This window comes from Kosakonia sp. SOY2 (assembly GCF_027109175.1).
Classification (GTDB): domain Bacteria; phylum Pseudomonadota; class Gammaproteobacteria; order Enterobacterales; family Enterobacteriaceae; genus Kosakonia.
Genome location: NZ_JAPVXH010000001.1, coordinates 1,555,326 through 1,575,212 on the forward strand (window position 1 = coordinate 1,555,326; position 19,887 = coordinate 1,575,212).

Consider the following 19,887-nt stretch of genomic DNA (forward strand, 5'->3'; position numbering starts at 1 on the left):
TTAATGAACAACCGTGCCAGTGACGATCTCGGCTGGCAAGTGTTGAGTGAGTTTGAACGCGCCCGGGAGCAAAAACCCTTTGTCGCCGGGCAACCTGCCAGCAACCATGATGAGGCTGAACTGCCGCAACCCGATCTTTCTCTCGACCCCGTGCAGGAATATCTGGTCACGACGATGGCTAACCGTAAACAGGCCAGCGAATAACGCCCATAGACCGCGTTATTCGATAACATTTTGTGTCTTGTTAGATTTGCCCGGAGCGGAGACTCCGGGTTTTTTATTGCCCGTCATCCGCGCCCTTCAGCGCAGGCTTGACTTAAAATGTAATTGGCGTACGTTTCAGGACATGAAAACATTCCTGATTATTGTTCCTGATGGCGGCATGCTGTTCGAAGCCGCCGGGATTGCCGACATTCTGATGCAGGCCAACCAGCTACACCCGGATGAGACCGCGCAGCCGCGCTATCGCGTTACCGTTGCCACCACCCAGCCTCACCAGGTGATCCATGGCCAGTCCGGGCTGAACCTGCTGGCCGATCACCGCCTGCCGGAGATCGATCCGCGACAGCCGTGGGACACCATCATGATAACCGGTCGCGGTACTGATGCCGAAGAAGGTACGGCCGTGGTGGACTGGCTGCGTCTTGCCGCGCCGCACGCGCGTCGGGTCGTTTCTATTTGCGGTGGCGCGATGCTGCTGGCACAAAGTGGGTTGCTTAACGGACGGCGCGCAACCACCCACTGGCGGCTGCTGGAAACCATGCAGAAAGAATACCCCGCGGTAACCGTTGAAGGCGGCCCGCTCTATATTCAGGACGGGCCAGTCTGGACCTCCGGCGGCGTCAGTTCCGGCTTCGATCTCACGCTGGCGCTGGTCGAAGATGATTATGGCTTCTCACTGGCGCTGGATATCGCGCAGAACATGGTGATGTACCTGCGCCGCCCCGGCGGTCAGTTGCAGTTCAGCCGCTATCAATTGCAGCAGGCCAGCGGCGTCGGGCCAATCAGCGAACTGCAAAACTGGATCCTTGCCAACCTGGCTGAGGATTTATCCGTTGAGCGGCTGGCGGAACAGGTTGCGATGAGCCCGCGAAATTTCACCCGCGTCTTTACCCGTGAAAGCGGTGTTTCTCCCGCGCGCTATGTGGCCGAAGCGCGGCTCGCCGCCGCACGTAGCCGGCTGGAGCAAACCAGTGAAACCCTGGAGCAGATCGCCGCCGCCACCGGTTTCGGCAGCAGCATCAATCTGCGGCGCATTTTCGAACGCCAGTTACACCTGACACCAGGCGATTACCGCCAGCGCTTCCACTGCCGCAAATTGGCGTAAAGTGATCCTTTTTTGTCGTTTACGCCAAACCATGACCGGCCTACAGTAACTGCAGTTAGTTACCGCACAGGAAGGAGTCAATTATGGTTAAGGTCGGCATTAATGGTTTTGGCAGGATTGGACGCAACGTGTTACGCGCGGCGCTGGGCAACCCGGAGATTCAGATCGTGGCGATTAACGATCTGACAGACAGCAAGACCCTCGCTCATCTGCTGAAACATGATTCTCTGCTCGGCACCCTGCCCGTTCCGGTAGAAGCGGGTGAAGGCCAGTTGTTCGTCGATGGCAATGCGGTGCGTGTGTTCAGCGAACGCGATCCGGGCAACATTCCATGGCGCGATGTTGGTGTGGAAGTGGTAATTGAAGCCACCGGTTTCTTCACCGAACGCGACAAAGCCGAAGTGCATATCAGCCGCGGCGGCGCAAAACGGGTGATTATCTCCGCACCGGGTAAAAATGATGATTTAACCATCGTGCTGGGCGTGAACGACAGCCAGTACGATCCCAAACGCCATTTTGTGGTCAGCAACGGCAGTTGTACCACCAACGGACTTGCCCCTGCCGCGCAAGTGCTGCATCAGCGCTTCGGGATCGAACATGGCCTGATGAACACCACCCACGCCTATACCAACAGCCAGGCGCTGCACGACCAGCCGGAAAAAGATCTGCGCGGCGCGCGTGCTGCGGCGCTGTCGATTGTGCCTTACTCCAGCGGGGCGGCGAAAGCGCTCGGCAAAGTGATCCCGGAACTCGACGGCCGGTTGACAGGCTACTCTCTGCGCGTGCCGGTTCCGGTGGTGTCGATTGTTGACCTGACGGTCACGCTAAAACGTGATGTTACGGTTGAAGAGGTTAATGCCGCGTTCCGCGAAGCCGCAGAGGCCGGTCCGCTGAAAGGTATTCTCGGTTACAGTGACGAACCGCTGGTTTCCAGCGATTACCAGGGCGACCCGCGCTCGTCGATCATTGACGGATTATCAACGCTGGTGATTGGCGGCAATCTGGTGAAAATCCTCGCCTGGTATGATAACGAGTGGGGCTTCTCAAATCGCCTGGTTGAACTGGCAAGCCTGATCGGCAAACGCGGTTTATAACGGCGAGACTTCTGCCCTGCACATTATGACGACGCCTCAGGGCGTCGTTTTTTGTTCTGTCGCGCCCAGCGCGGCAACCAGTTGCGCGCGGCGGCGTTCAAGGGTGGCGATTTGCGCCTCAATCGTCGCCAGCCGTTTACGCTGCAACGCGCGCGTTTGCGGACACATCGTCGCCCCTTCTTCATTGCGCATACAGGCAGGAAAAGCGGCAATTTCAGCAATGCTAAACCCCGTGGCGATTAACTGCTGGATTTGCCTCACCTGGCCGAGCGCCTGCGGTGGAAAGTAGCGATAACCGTTGCAGGCACGCGTGCTGCACAGCAGGCCGTGTCGATCATAATGGCGGATAGAGCGCACGCTGATGCCCGTTTGTCGGGCGAGTTCGCCAATTGAAAACATTCTCTTCCTCCCGGTAAATGGCTTGACTCTGACACCAGTGTCAGGGTTGAGGATAGCCGCGAACATTCATCTGGAGGAACATTTTATGCTGTTATCCACTGGCCGTTATCTCGCTATTTTGTTATTCATCTTTTCCGCCTCGCTGTTTGCCAGCGACAAGCAGTACACCGTGACCTCGGCGGACGGTGTGGAACTGGCGGTACAAGAGTCCGGCGCGCCGCAAGGCAAGCCGATTATTTTTATTCACGGCTTATTAGGCAGCCACCTGAACTGGGAAAAACAGCGTCAGGATCCGGCTTTGCAACGTTTTCGCTTAATCAGTTTTGATATGCGCGGCCATGGTCTGTCAGCCAAACCGATGCAAGCAGAGGCCTACCGCGAGGGAAGCCGCTGGGCGGAAGATGTCGCCGCCGTCATTGCCGCAAGCCATGCAAAAAAACCGCTGCTGGTCGGCTGGTCGCTGGGTGGCGCGGTGATCAGTCACTACCTGGCGCAGTTTGGTGACAAAGCCCTGTCTGGCGCGCTGTATGTCGACGCCGTGGTGGAGTTAACGCCCGATCAGATCCCGGCGCATCCGCAAGTCTATCAGGCGATGACCTCGGCGGATTTAGCCACCCACCTGGATGGCGAGCGCGAATTTCTGCGGCTCTGCTTCTACCAGCAACCTGACCCGGTTACCTTCGCGCGCCTGCAAGCCAATGCGGCGATGGCCTCCTGGGAGATGCAACGCGCCGTACCGTCAATGAAAGTTGCGCTTGAGCAGGGGCTGGGAAAAGCGACAATCCCGGTACGCTTTATCTACGGCAGGCATGACCAGCTGGTGGAGCCACACGCATCGCTGGCGCGTGCCAGAAGCGTGAATCCCCGTATTAGCGCGGTGTGGTTTGACCATTCGGGGCACGCCCCGTTCCTGGAAGAGCCAGCCCGTTTTAACCAGCAGTTGGCAGAGTTTGCGGATGCTCTGCACTGAAACGCCAAACGGGGCATCGCTGCCCCGTTTTACTCTGTTACTTCGACATATCGACGACGATCCTGCCGGTGATTTTCCCGGCGCGCATCCGCTCAAAGATGCTGTTGATATTCTCCAGCGGCTCCACGGCGATTTCCGCATGGACTTTGTTGCGCCCGGCGAAATCCAGCGCTTCCTGCAGATCTTTACGCGTACCGACAATCGAACCGCGCACCGTGGTGCCATCGAGCACCATGTCAAAAATCGACAGGTCGAATTTCCCCGGTGGTAAGCCGTTGAGCACCATGGTGCCGCCACGGCGCATCATGGTTGTTGCCTGCTCAAACGCTTTTGGCGATACCGCGGTCACCAGCACACCGTGCGCACCGCCAAACTCGCTATGGAAACGCGTTCCCGGATCTTCCTGGCGCGCATTGACCACCACCGAGGCACCGAGACGGCGGGCAAACGCCAGCTTGTCATCATCAATATCGACCGCCGCCACGTTCATGCCCATCGCCACCGCGTACTGGATCGCCAGGTGTCCCAGACCGCCGATACCCGACACCACCACCCACTCTCCGGCGCGCGCTTCGGTCATTTTCAGCCCTTTATAGACTGTCACCCCGGCGCAGAGGATTGGCGCGATACTCTGAAAATCGACATTATCCGGCAAAATCCCGACATAGCTGGCATCGGCCAGGCAATATTCGGCAAACGTACCGTTTACCGAATAGCCGGAGTTTTGCTGCGAATGGCACAGGGTTTCCCAGCCGCCAAGGCAGTGTTCACAGTGACCACATGTTGAGTAGAGCCACGGCACACCAACCCGGTCGCCCTCTTTCACATGCTTCACGCCCGGCCCGACAGCCACCACATGGCCGACACCTTCGTGGCCGGGGATAAACGGCGGGTTCGGTTTAATCGGCCAGTCGCCATCGGCGGCGTGTAAATCCGTGTGACATACGCCGGTCGCTTCAATTTTGACGAGGATCTTGCCCGGTTCAACAGCCGGCACCATCACCTCTTCAATCACCAGCGGCTGACCAAAGGCTTTCACCACTGCGGCTTTCATGGTTTTCAGTTGCATATTATCGCCTCATCCTGATGTAGATAATTAATACAGCCCCAGCGGCGAACCGCTGTAACTCACCAGCAGGTTTTTGATCTGCTGATAGTGGCTCAGCGCCAGTTTGTGGGTTTCACGCCCGACGCCCGAGTTTTTGTAACCGCCAAACGCCGCATGTGCCGGGTAGAGGTGGTAACAGTTTGTCCACACGCGACCCGCTTTAATGCCGCGTCCCATGCGCCATGCGCGATTGATATCCAGCGTCCACACCCCGGCGCCGAGGCCAAACTCGGTGTCGTTGGCGATACGCAGCGCTTCGGCTTCATCTTTAAAGGTGGTAATGCCCAGCACCGGCCCAAAAATCTCTTCCTGGAAGCAGCGCATCCCGTTATGGCCTTTAATCAATGTCGGCTGGATATAGAAACCGTTTTGCAGCCCGTCGCCGTGTTCCACGTGAGCGCCGCCGGTAATGATTTCGCCGCCTTCGTCGCGGGCAATCGAGATGTAAGAGAGGATCTTGTCGTACTGCTCTTGTGACGCCTGCGCACCAATCATGGTGTCGGTGTCAAACGGGTCGCCTTGGCGGATGTTCTCCATGCGGGCGATAACTTTTTCGACAAACTGCGGGTAGATCGATTCCTGCACCAGCACGCGCGACGGGCAGGTGCAGACTTCGCCCTGGTTGAAGAAGCCGAGCACCACGCCTTCCACCGCTTTATCAATAAAGCCTTCATCACCGTTCATCACATCTTCAAAGTAGATATTCGGTGATTTGCCGCCGAGTTCGACGGTGCTGGGGATGATGTTTTCCGCCGCGCACGAAAGGATGTGGCGGCCAATCGGCGTGGAGCCGGTAAAGGCGATTTTTTCGATGCGTTTGCTGCGCGCCAGCGGTTCACCGGCTTCAGTGCCGAAGCCGTGCACCACATTCAGCACGCCTTTGGGTAGCAGATCGCCAATCAGTTCCATCAACACGCAGATGCCAAGCGGTGTCTGTTCAGCCGGTTTCAGTACCACGCAGTTACCCGCCGCCAGCGCCGGCGCCAGTTTCCATGCCGCCATCAGCAGCGGGAAGTTCCACGGAATGATCTGCCCGACGACGCCCAGCGGTTCATAGATGTGGTAAGCAACCGTATTGCTGTCGATCTCTGCCGCTGTCCCTTCCTGCGCGCGGATACAACCGGCGAAATAACGGAAGTGATCAACAGCCAGCGGCAAATCCGCGCCCATGGTTTCGCGGATCGGTTTTCCGTTATCCCAGGTTTCTGTTAATGCCAGCATTTCCAGGTTGGCTTCGATGCGATCGGCAATGGCCAGCAGCACATTGGCGCGATCCTGCACGCTGGTTTTTCCCCAGGCGTCGGCGGCAGCATGCGCTGCGTCCAGAGCCTTCTCAATATCCGCCGCGTCTGAGCGCGGGAATTCGGCAATCACCTGTCCGGTGACCGGCGAGGTGTTGGTAAACCAACGCCCTTCCACCGGGTCAACAAATTCACCGCCAATATAGTTGCCATAACGCTGTTTAAAAGAGACTTTCGCGCCATCAAGGCCAGGGTGGACATATTTCATAAGATGTTCCTCTTTTATTATCGGTACAGGTGAGGCGTCGCGCATCGTGGCGGACACAGTGACATAAGCAGTTCTTATGCCAGGTCGTAGCAAACGATCCGTCGCAGGTGCGTTTATGCTGATAAAACAAGGAAATAACTGAAAGCCAGACTTTTGCCGGAATGAAATGACACAAAAAAGGCTGGTACAGGGTGCGGGAAGTGTGTCGCACGTCGCTACATACGGGACACTGTTATGCTACACAAATGTAACATCTCATTTAATGGAGAGTCACATGCCGCCACGCGCCTTGTCCCTCGCTCCTGCCGGGTTACCCTGCCTGCTTGAAAACTCCTGGCAGCGTAGTCGCAGCTACGGGTTGACCCGCGATGATGACGCCCAGCCCTGGGTAGCGACATCCATGCTGAAAGATGCCCGCGCGGAAAACGGTTGGGTCAACCACCTGGCCGCCCCGCTGCTGGCGCGACTGCGCCCGGAGCTTGCCAGTCATCCGTCGATAATGGTGCTGTCCGACGCTACCGGTCTGGTGCTGGAGACCCACGGCAACCGCGACTTTCTGCAAAAAGCGCAGCGTTATGCGCTGGCACCCGGCAACCTGTGGGGCGAACACGCGCGCGGCACTAACGCGATAGGGACTGCGCTGGCATTGCAGCGCCATTGTGAAGTTTCCGGCGGCGAACATTACCTCAGCCGCAACGCAGGCTTGTTTTGCTCGGCGTCCCCCGTCTTCCGGCCGGATGGACAAATTGCCGGGGTGTTAGATCTCTCAACACCCGCCCAGGCGCCGCGCCGCGATGCCGCCGCGCTGATCCGTCGCGCGGTATGCCAAATAGAACATGAGTGGGCCACCAGCGCGCTTGGTGCCGACCGCTGGCTGCTGAGTCTGCATCACGACCCGTCGGTGCTCGGCAGTGCGCAGGAGCTGTTGCTGATTTTCGCCGATCAGACATTGCTCGGTGCGAACAAGCTGGCGATGGATGAGTTTTCGCTGACGCCGCAGCATTTTGGCGAACTCTCTTTGCAAACGCTTTTCCCGGAGGCCGGTTTACAGGTCGGCGAAACCACCCTCGACGCCAGTAATACACGGCGCTACTACGCGCGTCAGACGCTGCCTGCGCGGCGCTATATCGGGCGCGGCGCAGCCCTCGCGCAGGATCAAATGGCGCGGGAAAAAGAGAAAGCACTGCGCATTGTTAATGCCGGGATTGCCTTGTGCGTGACCGGTGAAACCGGCAGCGGGAAAGAGTATCTGGCCCGCGAGCTATATGCCCGCAGCCAGTGGCGCACAGGAAACTTTGTCGCCATTAACTGTGCGGCGCTCCCGGAGCATTTGATTGAGTCCGAACTGTTTGGCTATGTTCCCGGCGCGTTTACCGGCGCAAGCCCGAAAGGCTATATCGGTAAGTGCCGGGAAGCCGATGGTGGCGTTCTGTTTCTTGACGAGATTGGCGATATGCCGCTGGCGCTGCAAACCCGCCTGCTGCGCGTATTGCAGGAGAAGAAAGTGACGCCGCTGGGTGCCAACAGTGTGTATGACGTCAACTTCACGCTAATTTGTGCCACCCATCAGGATCTCGCCGCACGGGTGCAGGCCGGGACATTCCGCGAAGATCTGCTGTACCGCATTCAGGAGTTTCATCTGCGCATTCCTCCGTTGCGCGAGTGGCAGAATGTTGATGGGTTTATCCAAAAACTGTGGCAGGAGCTGGGCGCAGCCAGCCGTGGCCTTACTCTTAGCGCCGAGGTGGTCGCCACGCTGGCGGGTCGCCCGTGGCCGGGAAATGTGCGCCAGTTACTCAGCCAGTTGCGGGTATTGATGGCGCTGGCGGAAGACGGTGATTGCATTACGCTTGCGGATCTTCCCCATGACAGTGCCTCTTCGCCCCCGCCAACGCTGGCGGTGGCAGCCCCGCAAGATGAGCAGAGCGCGATTGCAGAAGCGCGGGGCAACATGAGTCTGGCGGCTAAAAAGCTGGGGATATCGCGCAGCACGCTCTACCGTCGCCTCGAAAAACGGCAAGCGAACGGTTAAATGCGCGACGGGAATAACAACAGAGTTTTATTCAGGCGGGAACGGTCGCAACCGACAAAAAGAGAAAGGGCGCACCGGAGTGCGCCCTGTTTTATTTACAGCGCCATATCGTGCTGTGGGGAGGCGTCGCTTTTCGCTTGAACCGGCTTGTCAGCCGGAGCATCGCTTTTCGCCTCTGCCGGTTTATCAGCCGGGGCGTTTTTCTGATCGTTCATCTCAATCACCGGCGGTTTCGCCAGTTGCAGCGTGGCGGCGGTGTCATCCCACACTTTCTGGGTCAACGCCACGTTACCGTTCATCTCCTGACCGTAGCTCGGCACGATGTCGCGGATTTTGCTCTGCCACTGCGGCGAGTTGAACTGCTCCGGGAACATCTTCTTCAGCACATTCAGGGTGATTGGTGCCGCCGTCGACGCGCCCGGCGATGCGCCAAGCAGCGCAGAGATGGTTTTCTGCTGATCGACCACCACTTCGGTGCCAAGCTTCAGTACGCCACCTTTGTCTTCATCTTTCTTGATGATCTGCACACGCTGGCCGGCCTGGATCAGTTTCCAGTCCTCTTTACGCGCCTGCGGATAGTACTCTTTCAGCGCTTCAAAGCGGTCTTCATCGCTCAGCATCACCTGACCAATCAGGTATTTCACCAGGTCGAAGTTGTCGAGCCCTACGTGGGTCATCGGCATAAAGTTGCTGGTGGTGGTAGTGCTCAGCAGGTCAAAGAAGGAGCCGTTTTTCAGGAATTTGGTGGAGAAGGTCGCGAACGGCCCAAACAGCACGACGCGTTTGCCATCAATAAAACGGGCATCGATATGCGGTACCGACATCGGCGGCGCGCCCACGGACGCCTGACCGTAGACTTTTTGCAGGTGCTGGCTGGTGATCGCCGGGTTTTCCGTCATCAGGAAGGAACCTCCGACCGGGAAGCCCGCGTAATTATCCGCTTCCGGGATGCCGGTTTTTTGCAGCAGCTTCAGCGCCCCGCCACCAGCACCGATAAAGACATATTTCGCATCGATGGCGTGCTCGTTACCGCTGTTCACGTCTTTGATGGTGACATGCCAGGAGTTATCGGCATTGCGTTTGAAATCGGTCACTTCGGAAGAGGTTTGCAGGGAGAAGTTGCTGCTTTTTTTCAGGCTGCCAACCAGCTGACGGGTAATTTCACCGTAGTTAACGTCGGTGCCGACCGGCGTCCAGGTGGCGGCGACTTTCTGGTTCGGGTCGCGCCCTTCCATCACCAGCGGTGCCCACTGTTTAATTTGCTGATGGTCGGTGGAGAATTTCATGCCCTGGAATAAGGTCGTTTGCTGCAAAGCGGCATAACGTTTTGCCAGATAATCCACATTATCGCCCCAGACGAAACTCATGTGCGGCGTGGAATTAATAAAAGCGTGCGGGTTATTCAAAATACCGCGCTTCACCTGTGCCGACCAGAACTGGCGGGAAATCATAAACTGCTCATTAATTTCCAGCGCTTTGCTGACATCAATAGAGCCATCCGGACGCTGCGGAGTGTAATTAAGTTCCATATTTGCCGAGTGACCGGTGCCGGCATTATTCCAGCCGTTAGAAGACTCGAGCGCTACGCCATCGAGTTTTTCCACCATCACTTGTTTCCACTCCGGCTGCAGCTCCTGCAGCCAGGTCCCCAGAGAGGCGCTCATGATGCCGCCGCCAATCAGCAGGAAGTCCGTTTTTTGCGTCTCTTCCGCGTACGCGCTGGTCACTGAACTGACGAGTAACGCGGCGGCGCTGAGCGAGATAATTGTCTTTTTCATTGCAGGCATAATTATAAGGTTACATAGCAGGTGTGATTTGTGAAAACAGATATTAACGCACTTTTACGTTAATTTAAAATATCATACACAATTCAGCTCATATCGATAAATAGTATTTCGCCGCTTTTTTAAATTAAAAAAAGCAGTGACATAAATAATGTGGAATTAATAGTGACGGGATTTATCTTAAAAACTCGAAATATCAAACGCTCGTACAATACATAATAAAAAAACCCGCCGTAATTATTGGCGGGCTTTTTTCATTATTCAGACATCAGCAAAATGCGTTTTCGCCTCCTGTAAGGCAATTCGCAGATGATCGTTATTCTCGGTTAGCAGATCGCGCGCGCGCCAGGCATCCAGACCGGTCAGCACCATTAATATCGCCGTACGGCAGTTATGGTCGCAGCTCTCCAGCGCGCTTTTCGCTTGCTCGCGAGAGCACTGCGTCGCCGCCATCATCAGCGTGATTTGCCGCTCTGCCCAGTGCACACTGGTCGCCTGCACATCCACCCGCAGGTTGCTATAAACACGCCCGGTACGGATAGCAAGACCGGTTGCCAGCATATTGAGGATTTGCTGCTGGGCAAGCCGCGCTTTCGGTTCGCTAAAACCACTCACCACCTCCGCGCCGCTGTCCGGTGCCAGCACGATATCCGCCAACCGGGCGGCTTCGCTATCGTGACCCCGGCAAACCAGCGCGATGTGTGCGCCGAGCACCCAGGCGTGGCGCAGCGCGCCCCATGTCCACGGCGTTTTACCACTGACCGACAGCGCCACCAGCATATCGTCATGGCTAAAGTTGATGGCCTGTAAATCGGCAACCCCGCGTTCATAATTTGCCGCCGCCGCGTCACGCTCTTGCGCGTTAGCATTGATGCCACCGGCCAACAAGCCAATAACGCCATGACGTGTATCGGGAGCAAAACCTTGTGCGGTTTGTATCGCCGCCTGCCCGGACGCACCGGCGCCGATAATCACCACCCTGCCGGCGCGATTCAGCGTCGCGCTGGCGTTATCCACCAGCCGGGCGATCTCCGGCAAACAGGCGCTTACCGCGTCGGTAACCTGTTTATCTTCCTCATTGATGAGCGTCAGCATATCCAGCGTGGCGAGCCGGTCGATGTCGGTCGTGCGGCGGTTGCGACGTTCCACTAGTGAACCGTTTGGCTTACTGCTCATACCCTGCTCCTTCTGAATGGTTCCACACTCACTATAAGGTTATTTATCTGCCTTACCTGCGAATGGGGTCACGCTTCACGGCTACGCCGCGCATTTTGTACTTCTCGCGCCGCTTTAAGATTTTTACGCCTTCGGTGATAATAACTATCTTGATGTGAATAATTGGGTTTGGCATGAAAGAGTTAGCGCAGCGGATAAAACCACGCAAACGCCCTATGAAGCTCAGTACCACCGTGACGCTAATGGTATGCAGCGTTATCGGTTCGGTGTTGCTGCTGGCCTTTGCCCTGTGGTTCTGGCAAATCAGTAATGCCACGCGCGATGGTGTAAAAGAGACGGCGCTGGCCGTTGCGCGCACGCTGGCTGATTCGCCTGAAATCAAGCGTGGATTATTGTTGCCGCCTGACAGCAACGTGATCCAGCCGCTGACGGAAGCGGTCGCTGCCCGCAACGATCTGCTGTATGCCATCGTCACCAATATGCACGGCATCCGGTATTCGCACCCGAACGCCGGGATCATCGGGCAACACTTTATTGGCGAGGATCTAAACCCGGCGCTGAAAGGCAAAGAAAATGTCGCCGTGAACCGCGGCGTGCTGGCACCGGCATTACGCGTTTTTACACCGGTATATGACGACGCCAACCAGCAAATTGGCGTGGTGGTGGTCGGGATCTCGCTGAGCAAGGTCGATCAGCAAGTCAGCCGCAGCCGCTGGGCGGTGATGTGGACGTTGCTGTTTAGCGCGCTGGTGGGCTCGCTCGGTACCTGGCAACTGGTGCGGGTGCTGAAACGCATTCTGCTTGGCCTTGAGCCGCACGAGATCTCGGCGCAATTCAAGCAGCGCCAGGCGATGTTACAGTCACTGAAAGAAGGGGTGATTGCCGTCGATGCTGACGGGCGCGTAACGCTGCTTAACCATGCCGCACGGCAGATGCTGCTGACCAATGCACCAGACGGTGCCGCCGGACACGGGCCTCTGCTCGCCGACCTGCTCGAAGTGCTGGAAACCGGCGAGCCAACCCACGATCGCGAGCTCGGTTGCAACGGTCTGCTGCTGCTCAGCAACACCGTGCCGGTGCGCAGCCAGGGCGTGGTGATTGGCGCGATCAGCACTTTCCGCGATAAAACCGAAGTCAGCCAGCTACTCCAGCGGCTGGACGGGATGGTGAATTATGTTGATGCGTTGCGCACCACGTCCCACGAATTTATGAACAAGCTGCATGTTATTCTCGGCCTGCTAAACATGAAAAGTTATGACAAGCTTGAAGAGTACGTGCTGCAAACCGCGCAGAATTATCAAACCGATATTGGCGCTATTCAGCACCGGGTTAAATCGCCGGTGGTGGCGGGTTTTCTGTTAGGCAAAATCAACCGGGCGAAAGAGCGCGGTTTTACGCTGACGCTGGCGGATGAGAGCCTGGTGCCGGATAACCCCAATGAGAAGCAAGTTACCGTACTGGTGACGGTGCTGGGGAATCTCATCGAAAATGCGCTCGATGCCATGAGTAGTCAGCCGGAAGGCGAAGTGGGTATCCTGCTGCATTATCAGGATGGCTGGCTGACCGGCGAAGTGAGCGACGATGGTCCGGGCATTGCGCCAGGTAATATCGACGCCATTTTCCGCAAAGGATTCTCGACGAAAGGTGATAACCGGGGCGTTGGGCTGTTTCTTGCCAGCCAGCAGCTCACCGAACTTGGCGGCACGATCACCGTCGAGTCTGAACCCGGTGTCTTTACCCAATTTTTTGTCCATCTCCCCTGGGATAGTGAAAGGAAGAACGCGTGATAAATGTATTAATTGTTGACGATGATGCCATGGTCGCCGAGCTGAACCGCATGTATGTGGCGCAGATCGCCGGCTTTCAGTGCTGCGGCACGGCATCGACGCTGCGCCAGGCCGAGGAGATGATTAACGATCCGCAGCGGGATATTGATCTGGTGCTGCTGGATGTCTATATGCAGCAGGACAGCGGGCTGGATCTACTCCCCATCATTCGCGCCAGTGGCCGGGCGATTGATGTCATTATGATCACCTCCTCCGCCGATGCGGCAACCATTCAGACGTCACTGCACTATGGAGTGGTGGATTATCTGATCAAACCCTTCCAGTTCCCGCGCTTCGAAGAAGCGCTGACCTCGTGGCGCGAAAAGCGCAAGCTGATGAGTGCGCACCCCTATTATGAGCAGTCTGATGTCGACCGCCTGTTACACGGTGGCGCGCCTGAAGCCGCCGATACGCGCCGTCTGCCAAAAGGGTTAACCGCGCAGACATTGCGTACCATTTGCCAGTGGATTGACGCCCATCCGGGCATTGAGTTTTCCACCGATGAACTGGCGAATGCCGTGAATATTTCGCGCGTGTCGTGCCGTAAATATCTGATTTGGCTTGCCCAAATCAATATCCTCTACACCACCATTCACTACGGTGCAACCGGTCGCCCGGTGTATCGCTACCAGTTGATCGCCGACCAATACAGCTTACTTAAGCAGTACAGTCAGTGATTCGGTAACTGTCGTCGCACGGCGTAAAGCGGAACTGACGCTGTGAAGAGAGGATAATGTCGCGGTTTTTGGTGACGAAAATCGCTTCAATATCCTCGCGCTGTTTCAGTAATGCGCAGCCTTTTTCCACACCGAGACCGAAGATAAGCGTGGTCCAGATATCACCGTCGAGCGAATCGCGGGAAATGATCGTCACGCTGTCGAGTTCGTTATCCAGCGGGTAACCACTGCGCGGGTCAAGAATATGGTGCCAGCATTTACCATCCTGTTCGAAATAGCGCTCGTAGGTGCCGGATGTCACCACCGATTGGTTCACCACGTCTATCGACCCCACCAGCGCATCGCCGGACGAGAAAGGCTTTTTCAGCCCGATAGACCAGCTACCTTGCGGCGTGCCCAGGGTTTGCACATTGCCCCCCAGGTTAATCAACCCGTCGCGCACATCCTGCTGATGCAGGTAATCGCGCACCCGATCGGCGATAAAGCCTTTGGCGATTGCGCCAAGATCGATCTCCATCCCCGGCTGGGTGAGAAACACGCTGCTGTCGGCATCATTCAGCACCACATCCTGCGGACGGGTAATGCGCAGCCGCGCGGTTATCTCGTCGGCTGGCGGTACGCGGTCGCCTTTAAAACCGATACGCCACAGTTTCACCAGCGGGCCAATCGCCAGGTTAAAAGCACTGTCCTGCACCATGCTGGCGGCTTTGGCGCATTTAATCAGTTCATACACCGGACGGCTGACCGCAACCGGATGCTGACCTGCGGCGTGATTAATATCCATCACCTGCGAATGGGCGCGGTTGACCGTCAGCAGATCTTCGTAACGTTTGATAAGGCCAAAAACGCGGGAGGCGAGCGCTTCGTTATCGGCAAAGAGTTTCAGCAGAATGGGAGAACCCATAAGGGTTGCAGAGTAGCTCCAGACACGGTTATCGGACATCGCACTCTCCTGATGGGCTAAATTGAGCAGGCCTGCGCAGTGGCAGGCCTGAAGTGTAGCACGCGGTTAGCCGCGTTTGGCGCGCATTGCAGCCTGGTGTCCCGCCAGTGAGCCGAAGATAATAATATCGGCCACGGCGTTCCCGCCGATACGGTTGCCGCCATGCAGGCCGCCAACCACTTCCCCGGCGGCATAAGCGCCCGCGATCACCTGGTTTTCTGTGTTCAACACTTCGGTTTCAGTGTTGATGGTCACGCCCCCCATGGTGTGGTGCACACCCGGTGCAATCTGGATCGCGTGGAACGGGCCTTCATTGATCGGCGCACGCAGTGCGGTGGTGCGACCAAAGTCCTCATCGTGCTGTTTTTCCACAAAGCCGTTGTAGCGTTCGAGCGTGGCCAGGAAAGCGTGGTAATCGATACCCAGTTTATCCGCCAGTTCACGCGGCGAGCTGGCGCTGGTAACCAGGCCACGCGCGATATACTCGTCTGCCGCTTTGTTTTTCGCTCTGACATGCTCATCAAACACGATGTAAGCGTAATGTTCCGGCAGGGCGATGATTGCCGCCGAGACTTTATCGCGGGTCGACATTTCGTTAAAGAAGCGTTTGCCCTGCTGGCTGACGAGAATCGCACCGCCGCCGCGAATCGATTCGGAAATCAGGTACGAGGTATTCTGTTCAACGGTCGGGTGGATCTGAATTTCGCCCATATCCACAGTGCCCGCGCCAATACGTTCCAGCAGTGCGATACCGCCGCCGGTCGCGCCTTTATGGTTGGTGGTGACAAAACCTTCCAGATCCGGACGGTATTTCACCACCATTGCGCTGTTGGCGCTGAAACCACCGGTCGCCACAATCACACTTTTCGCCTCGATCACCACACTCTCCTGCTCTTCGGTCAGCAGGCGTACACCGCGCACTTCACCTTGCTCAAACAGAATGTCGTCCACTGAGGTATCCAGCATTACATCGATGCCGCGTTTGGTGACATTACGCACCAGACCGCTAATCAGGTAGCCACCGACTGCCGATCCGTCGCGCGGGCGGTGCGTACGGTCAATGCTCATCCCGCCAGTGGTGGTGATATCGTTAAGCATAATGCCGCGACGAGCCAGCCATTCGATGGCTTCTGGCGCATTTTCCACAAAGCGACGCAGCAGCGCCGGATTGTTTTTGTTACCGCCGCCTTTCAGGGTTTCCGCGTAGAACAGCTCTTTGCTGTCCTGAATGCCTTTTACGCGCTGGAAGCGGGTTTCCGCGGCGTTCATGCCCGCAGAGGCTTTAATGGTGTTACCGCCGATGGTTGGCATTTTTTCGACAATCAGTACGCTGGCACCTTCGTCGTGCGCCTGAATTGCCGCCGCCAGACCCGCGCCGCCGCTACCGACAACCACAACGTCATAGCGTTTGGGTTCCTGAGAGTCACTGCCCTCTTCTGCCGCCAGCGCTTTGCTGGATTTCACCATCGCTTTTGATACCGCTTTTTTCACCGCTTCGCTCTGGCTGGTTGCGCCTGAAATCGCGTCAACGTGCGGGCTGTTGGCCGTCAGGATGCGGCCGCGGATCTCTTCAAAGCTGCTGGTGAATTCAACGCTATCAACGGTACTTGAGGCGAGTTCGATATCAACGATGCGGTCTGTGTCGAGGCTGACATTGATAACCAGCTCGTTAGCGTCGTCCTGAACCGTTTCAGCAAAAAGACCTGGCTTAAATTTCGAAGCGCCCATGCTCATGTCGCGGATCATCGCTTCAACCAGCGAGAAACGCCACAGCGGTTCCGGGATATTCAGCGCTTCACGCTGGGTACTATCAATGAACAGCTCCAGGGTTTCACCGTTGGCGATACGCGCCGTCCAGTCCGGATACGCGATGCACGCACGGCCTACCGCAATCAGGTCATAGCCCTGATCCAGCCCCTGCTCAGCGTCGGCGGCATTAACGATACCGCCAACACCCATCACCGGCACCTGCGCCAGCGTTGCAGAACGCATGGCACAATATTTTTTAATCAGTGGCGTCGGATCGCTGGTGTCGTTAATGGAAGGACGCAGCGCCGCACCCAGCGAAAAGTGCAAATAATCAACACCGCGCGCCGCCAGCTTTTCCAGCAGGAACATGGTGTCATCAAAACGGATGCCGGGCACTTCCAGCTCTTCCGGCGAGAAACGGTAACCGATAATAAAGGCGTCGTCGGCGTACTGACGCGCCATTTTATGGGTGATGTCCAGTACGGCCAGCGGGAACTTCGCGCGGTTGTCGCGGCTGCCGCCCCACTCATCATCACGCTGGTTGGAGTTTGGCGAGAAGAATTGCTGGATAAGGTAGGTATTGGCACCGTGAATTTCGACACCATCGAACCCGGCCTGAATGGCGCGGCGCACGGCGTCACCAAATTTGCCAATCATTCCTTCCACTTCAGCGGTGGTCAGCGCAACCGGGGTTGCCGCGCCATCACGCGGAGCGGCAATAGCGCTCGGACCAACCGGCGCACGACCGCCAATCAGCTTCGGTTCGACCATGCGGCCGCCGTGGTAAATCTGCAAAATTGCTTTTGAACCTTCGGCTTTAATCGCCGAGGCAATTTTTGCCAGACCGGCAATTTTCTCGTCGTTATCAATACCGATAGCGCCCGGAAATGCCAGGCCGAGATCATCGACAAAACAGCATTCAACAATAATGGTGCCGATACTTCCGGCGCGGGCGCGATAATATTCCACCAGTTCACTGCTGACTGTCCCGTCAAAATAACCTGTGCAGGTGGTCATTGGCGCCATTAACAAACGGTTTTTCAGTTCTGCGCCATTCGGCAAGGTAAACGGGCTGAGGATGCGTTCGTTGCTGGTCATAATTAAACTCCAAATCTAAAAATTAAAAACTTTGAATTCGGTGACGGATTTATTTTTCGTTCTGTTTTTTAATCCTGATGTCGTGTATTTAATATACCGTGAATTTTAATTACCAAATTAATTACGTTAGTTATAAAACTATTTAACCACCTTAATAACAGAGCTACCTCCAGCGTATTATCATTTTTAAATATCGTATTCACACAGCTTTAATTACCGGTAACATTGCGATTACTTCACACTTTTCCTTTCCAGCTTTATTCAAATAATAAAACAGACAAACATCATATAGTTAAAAGAAAATACCTCGTTAATGAGAGTTATTATCAGCACCATTTTTTAACATTTACGGTAATTTTGTGAAATTAACCACATAATACTCTGTGGGTATTCATTTTATTAAAAAAAGTGTCGTTCGTTTCGTTTTCTTGATCTCAATCAATAGTATTCGCCAATGGAAGAGCAATATATAAATACGCTCAGATTTTTATTTAATGCGATTGAATTTGCGTTAAACAACACATGCCAGAATGTGAAAAGTCTCAATAAAAAATTAAAGTAACTTTTGAAACTAAAATAATCAGAGATTCACTTTCCGCGCATGACCGAATTTTTAACTACTTGTAGATGCTCACTATGACAGAGAAAACAACAACCCCACCGTCTGCTCCCGCAGCCAGTGCAAAAGCCGGAAATAAAAACCGCCTGATAATGATGGCGTTGCCGATTATCGTGGCAGTGCTTCTGCTGTTTGTCCCGGTGCCGGAAGGTTTACCGCCGTTTGCCTGGCACTACTTTGCTATCTTCGTTGGCGTTATTGTCGGCCTGATTTTCGAACCCCTGCCGGGTGCGGTTATCGGCATGACCGGCGTGGTGGTTATCGCGCTGTGTAGCCAGTGGCTACTGTTCAGCCCGGAACAACTGGCCGACCCGAAATTCAAGCTGGCTGGCCAGTCCTTTAAATGGGCGGTAAGCGGTTTCGGTAACTCCACCGTGTGGCTTATCTTCGGCGCGTTTATGTTTGCCGCCGGTTACGATAAAACCCAGTTTGGTCGCCGCCTGGCGCTGATTCTGGTGAAATATCTTGGCCGCCGCAGCCTGACGCTCGGTTACGCCATTACTTTCGCCGACCTGCTGCTGGCACCGTTCACCCCGTCAAACACCGCGCGCAGCGGCGGGACAATCTACCCGATTATCGCCAACCTGCCGCCGCTGTACGGTTCCAAACCGAACGATCCAAGCGCGCGCCGCATCGGTTCTTACCTGATGTGGGTGGCGATTACCGCAGCCTGTATCACCAGTTCTATGTTCCTTTCCGCACTGGCACCGAACCTGCTGGCGCTGGCGCTGGTGAAAAGCACCGTTGGCATTAATATCTCCTGGGGTAGCTGGTTTATCGCCTTCCTGCCGCTGGGCGTGCTGTTGATTCTGACCATGCCGCTGCTGGCTTACTGGTTCTACCCGCCAGAAGTGAAAGTCAATGACGAAGTGCCGCTGTGGGCCAGCCGCGAGCTGGAAAAACTGGGCAGAATGTCACGCAATGAAATCCTGCTGCTGGTGTTTGTCTGCTGTGCGCTGCTGATGTGGATCTTTGCCGCCGACTTTATCGAGCCTGCGCTTGCCGCGCTGCTGGTGGTCGTGCTGATGCTGTGGACCGGCGTATTAACCTGGAACGACATCACCAGCAACAAACCGGCATGGAACACCTTTGTCTGGTTCGCCACTCTGGTTGCGCTGGCCGATGGCCTCTCCACCACCGGCTTTATCGCCTGGTTGGGTAAAGAAGGCGGCCTGCTGATGAGCGGTATCTCTCCGGGGATGGCGACCATCGCCCTGCTGCTGGCGTTCTACCTGCTGCACTATCTGTTCGCCAGCACCACCGCGCACACCACGGCGCTGCTGCCTGCAATGCTGACCATCGCGGCGACAATTCCTGGCATCAATATGGAAGTCGTGGTTCTGGTTCTGTGTACCTCACTCGGCGTGATGGGCATCATCACCCCGTACGGTACTGGCCCAAGCCCGATTTACTACGGTAGCGGCTACCTGCCGACCAAAGATTACTGGCGTCTGGGCACCATCTTCGGTGCTATCTTCCTGGCCGCCCTGCTGTTGATTGGTTATCCGTGGATCACCATGATGTTCTGATTCGTAACCGCCGGGCATTCCCGGCGGTTTTATTTTATGGAGTAAAG

General features: G+C 56.0%; 15 protein-coding genes. 8 read left to right on the forward strand and 7 right to left on the reverse strand.

What is annotated here, in order from left to right:
- Window positions 1-3: 3 nt before the first annotated feature.
- The 3 genes from O3S68_RS07360 (at window position 4) to gap (ending at window position 2,421) form a co-directional block, all read left to right on the forward strand.
- Window positions 4-204: a hypothetical protein gene (locus tag O3S68_RS07360; protein WP_160269805.1), complete on the forward strand. Its 201-nt coding sequence runs from the start codon at window positions 4-6 to the stop codon at window positions 202-204.
- A 142-nt stretch (window positions 205-346) separates the two neighbouring features.
- A complete protein-coding gene (locus tag O3S68_RS07365) occupies window positions 347-1,327 on the forward strand; it encodes a GlxA family transcriptional regulator (protein ID WP_160269803.1) in 981 nt (326 codons plus the stop codon).
- 83 nt (window positions 1,328-1,410) lie between these two features.
- Window positions 1,411-2,421, forward strand: coding sequence for a type I glyceraldehyde-3-phosphate dehydrogenase (gap, locus tag O3S68_RS07370; RefSeq protein ID WP_269231155.1), 1,011 nt, complete (start codon window positions 1,411-1,413; stop codon window positions 2,419-2,421).
- A 36-nt stretch (window positions 2,422-2,457) separates the two neighbouring features.
- Here the strand turns inward: gap and O3S68_RS07375 are convergent, their stop codons facing one another.
- Window positions 2,458-2,820 carry a MerR family transcriptional regulator gene (locus O3S68_RS07375; protein WP_016495706.1) on the reverse strand — a complete coding sequence of 121 codons (363 nt, stop codon included), beginning with the start codon at window positions 2,818-2,820 and terminating at the stop codon, window positions 2,458-2,460.
- Between the two features lie 85 nt (window positions 2,821-2,905).
- On the opposite strand from O3S68_RS07375, the gene O3S68_RS07380 reads away from it, so the two are divergent.
- The gene (locus O3S68_RS07380) at window positions 2,906-3,790 is read left to right on the forward strand and encodes an alpha/beta fold hydrolase (protein ID WP_269231156.1); all 885 of its coding nucleotides are present in this window, start codon (window positions 2,906-2,908) and stop codon (window positions 3,788-3,790) included.
- 37 nt (window positions 3,791-3,827) lie between these two features.
- Here O3S68_RS07380 and adhP read toward each other — a convergent pair whose 3' ends face one another.
- Entirely contained in the window at window positions 3,828-4,859 is a 1,032-nt protein-coding gene (adhP, locus tag O3S68_RS07385) for an alcohol dehydrogenase AdhP (protein WP_017457060.1), read from the reverse strand.
- A 27-nt stretch (window positions 4,860-4,886) separates the two neighbouring features.
- Window positions 4,887-6,407, reverse strand: coding sequence for an acetaldehyde dehydrogenase ExaC (gene exaC, locus O3S68_RS07390; RefSeq protein ID WP_269231157.1), 1,521 nt, complete (start codon window positions 6,405-6,407; stop codon window positions 4,887-4,889).
- A 274-nt stretch (window positions 6,408-6,681) separates the two neighbouring features.
- Between exaC and O3S68_RS07395 the strand changes: the two genes are divergently transcribed.
- Window positions 6,682-8,439 (forward strand): sigma-54-dependent Fis family transcriptional regulator, encoded by a 1,758-nt coding sequence (locus O3S68_RS07395; protein WP_269231158.1) that lies wholly within the window; start codon window positions 6,682-6,684, stop codon window positions 8,437-8,439.
- 95 nt (window positions 8,440-8,534) lie between these two features.
- On the opposite strand, the gene mqo is transcribed toward O3S68_RS07395, so the two are convergent.
- A complete protein-coding gene (gene mqo, locus O3S68_RS07400) occupies window positions 8,535-10,226 on the reverse strand; it encodes a malate dehydrogenase (quinone) (protein ID WP_269231159.1) in 1,692 nt (563 codons plus the stop codon).
- A gap of 258 nt (window positions 10,227-10,484) precedes the next feature.
- Window positions 10,485-11,399 carry an N-acetylmuramic acid 6-phosphate etherase gene (locus O3S68_RS07405; RefSeq protein ID WP_269231160.1) on the reverse strand — a complete coding sequence of 305 codons (915 nt, stop codon included), beginning with the start codon at window positions 11,397-11,399 and terminating at the stop codon, window positions 10,485-10,487.
- 173 nt (window positions 11,400-11,572) lie between these two features.
- Between O3S68_RS07405 and O3S68_RS07410 the strand changes: the two genes are divergently transcribed.
- Both O3S68_RS07410 and dcuR read left to right on the forward strand, forming a co-directional pair.
- Window positions 11,573-13,186: a sensor histidine kinase gene (locus O3S68_RS07410; RefSeq protein ID WP_016495699.1), complete on the forward strand. Its 1,614-nt coding sequence runs from the start codon at window positions 11,573-11,575 to the stop codon at window positions 13,184-13,186.
- Window positions 13,183-13,902, forward strand: a complete 720-nt coding sequence (gene dcuR / locus O3S68_RS07415) for a two-component system response regulator DcuR (RefSeq protein WP_016495698.1) — start codon at window positions 13,183-13,185, stop codon at window positions 13,900-13,902. Before O3S68_RS07410 ends, dcuR begins: the two co-directional genes overlap by 4 nt.
- On the opposite strand, the gene O3S68_RS07420 is transcribed toward dcuR, so the two are convergent.
- Together O3S68_RS07420 and O3S68_RS07425 are read right to left on the reverse strand one after the other, a co-directional pair.
- The gene (locus O3S68_RS07420; RefSeq protein ID WP_269231161.1) at window positions 13,883-14,845 is read right to left on the reverse strand and encodes an FAD:protein FMN transferase; all 963 of its coding nucleotides are present in this window, start codon (window positions 14,843-14,845) and stop codon (window positions 13,883-13,885) included. The genes dcuR and O3S68_RS07420 overlap by 20 nt on opposite strands.
- Window positions 14,846-14,911: 66 nt before the next feature.
- Window positions 14,912-17,692, reverse strand: coding sequence for a flavocytochrome c (locus O3S68_RS07425; protein WP_269231162.1), 2,781 nt, complete (start codon window positions 17,690-17,692; stop codon window positions 14,912-14,914).
- A gap of 636 nt (window positions 17,693-18,328) precedes the next feature.
- On the opposite strand from O3S68_RS07425, the gene O3S68_RS07430 reads away from it, so the two are divergent.
- Window positions 18,329-19,840, forward strand: a complete 1,512-nt coding sequence (locus O3S68_RS07430) for an anion permease (protein WP_071925190.1) — start codon at window positions 18,329-18,331, stop codon at window positions 19,838-19,840.
- Window positions 19,841-19,887 lie beyond the last annotated feature (47 nt).

What these genes read in the sequence shown, in the direction of transcription:
- O3S68_RS07360 (WP_160269805.1), top strand. Translation starts at nt 4, where the DNA reads ATGAACAACCGTGCCAGTGACGATCTCGGCTGGCAAGTGTTGAGTGAG.
- O3S68_RS07365 (WP_160269803.1), top strand. Translation starts at nt 347, where the DNA reads ATGAAAACATTCCTGATTATTGTTCCTGATGGCGGCATGCTGTTCGAA.
- gap (WP_269231155.1), top strand. Translation starts at nt 1,411, where the DNA reads ATGGTTAAGGTCGGCATTAATGGTTTTGGCAGGATTGGACGCAACGTG.
- O3S68_RS07375 (WP_016495706.1), bottom strand. Translation starts at nt 2,820, where the DNA reads ATGTTTTCAATTGGCGAACTCGCCCGACAAACGGGCATCAGCGTGCGC.
- O3S68_RS07380 (WP_269231156.1), top strand. Translation starts at nt 2,906, where the DNA reads ATGCTGTTATCCACTGGCCGTTATCTCGCTATTTTGTTATTCATCTTT.
- adhP (WP_017457060.1), bottom strand. Translation starts at nt 4,859, where the DNA reads ATGCAACTGAAAACCATGAAAGCCGCAGTGGTGAAAGCCTTTGGTCAG.
- exaC (WP_269231157.1), bottom strand. Translation starts at nt 6,407, where the DNA reads ATGAAATATGTCCACCCTGGCCTTGATGGCGCGAAAGTCTCTTTTAAA.
- O3S68_RS07395 (WP_269231158.1), top strand. Translation starts at nt 6,682, where the DNA reads ATGCCGCCACGCGCCTTGTCCCTCGCTCCTGCCGGGTTACCCTGCCTG.
- mqo (WP_269231159.1), bottom strand. Translation starts at nt 10,226, where the DNA reads ATGCCTGCAATGAAAAAGACAATTATCTCGCTCAGCGCCGCCGCGTTA.
- O3S68_RS07405 (WP_269231160.1), bottom strand. Translation starts at nt 11,399, where the DNA reads ATGAGCAGTAAGCCAAACGGTTCACTAGTGGAACGTCGCAACCGCCGC.
- O3S68_RS07410 (WP_016495699.1), top strand. Translation starts at nt 11,573, where the DNA reads ATGAAAGAGTTAGCGCAGCGGATAAAACCACGCAAACGCCCTATGAAG.
- O3S68_RS07420 (WP_269231161.1), bottom strand. Translation starts at nt 14,845, where the DNA reads ATGTCCGATAACCGTGTCTGGAGCTACTCTGCAACCCTTATGGGTTCT.
- O3S68_RS07425 (WP_269231162.1), bottom strand. Translation starts at nt 17,692, where the DNA reads ATGACCAGCAACGAACGCATCCTCAGCCCGTTTACCTTGCCGAATGGC.
- O3S68_RS07430 (WP_071925190.1), top strand. Translation starts at nt 18,329, where the DNA reads ATGACAGAGAAAACAACAACCCCACCGTCTGCTCCCGCAGCCAGTGCA.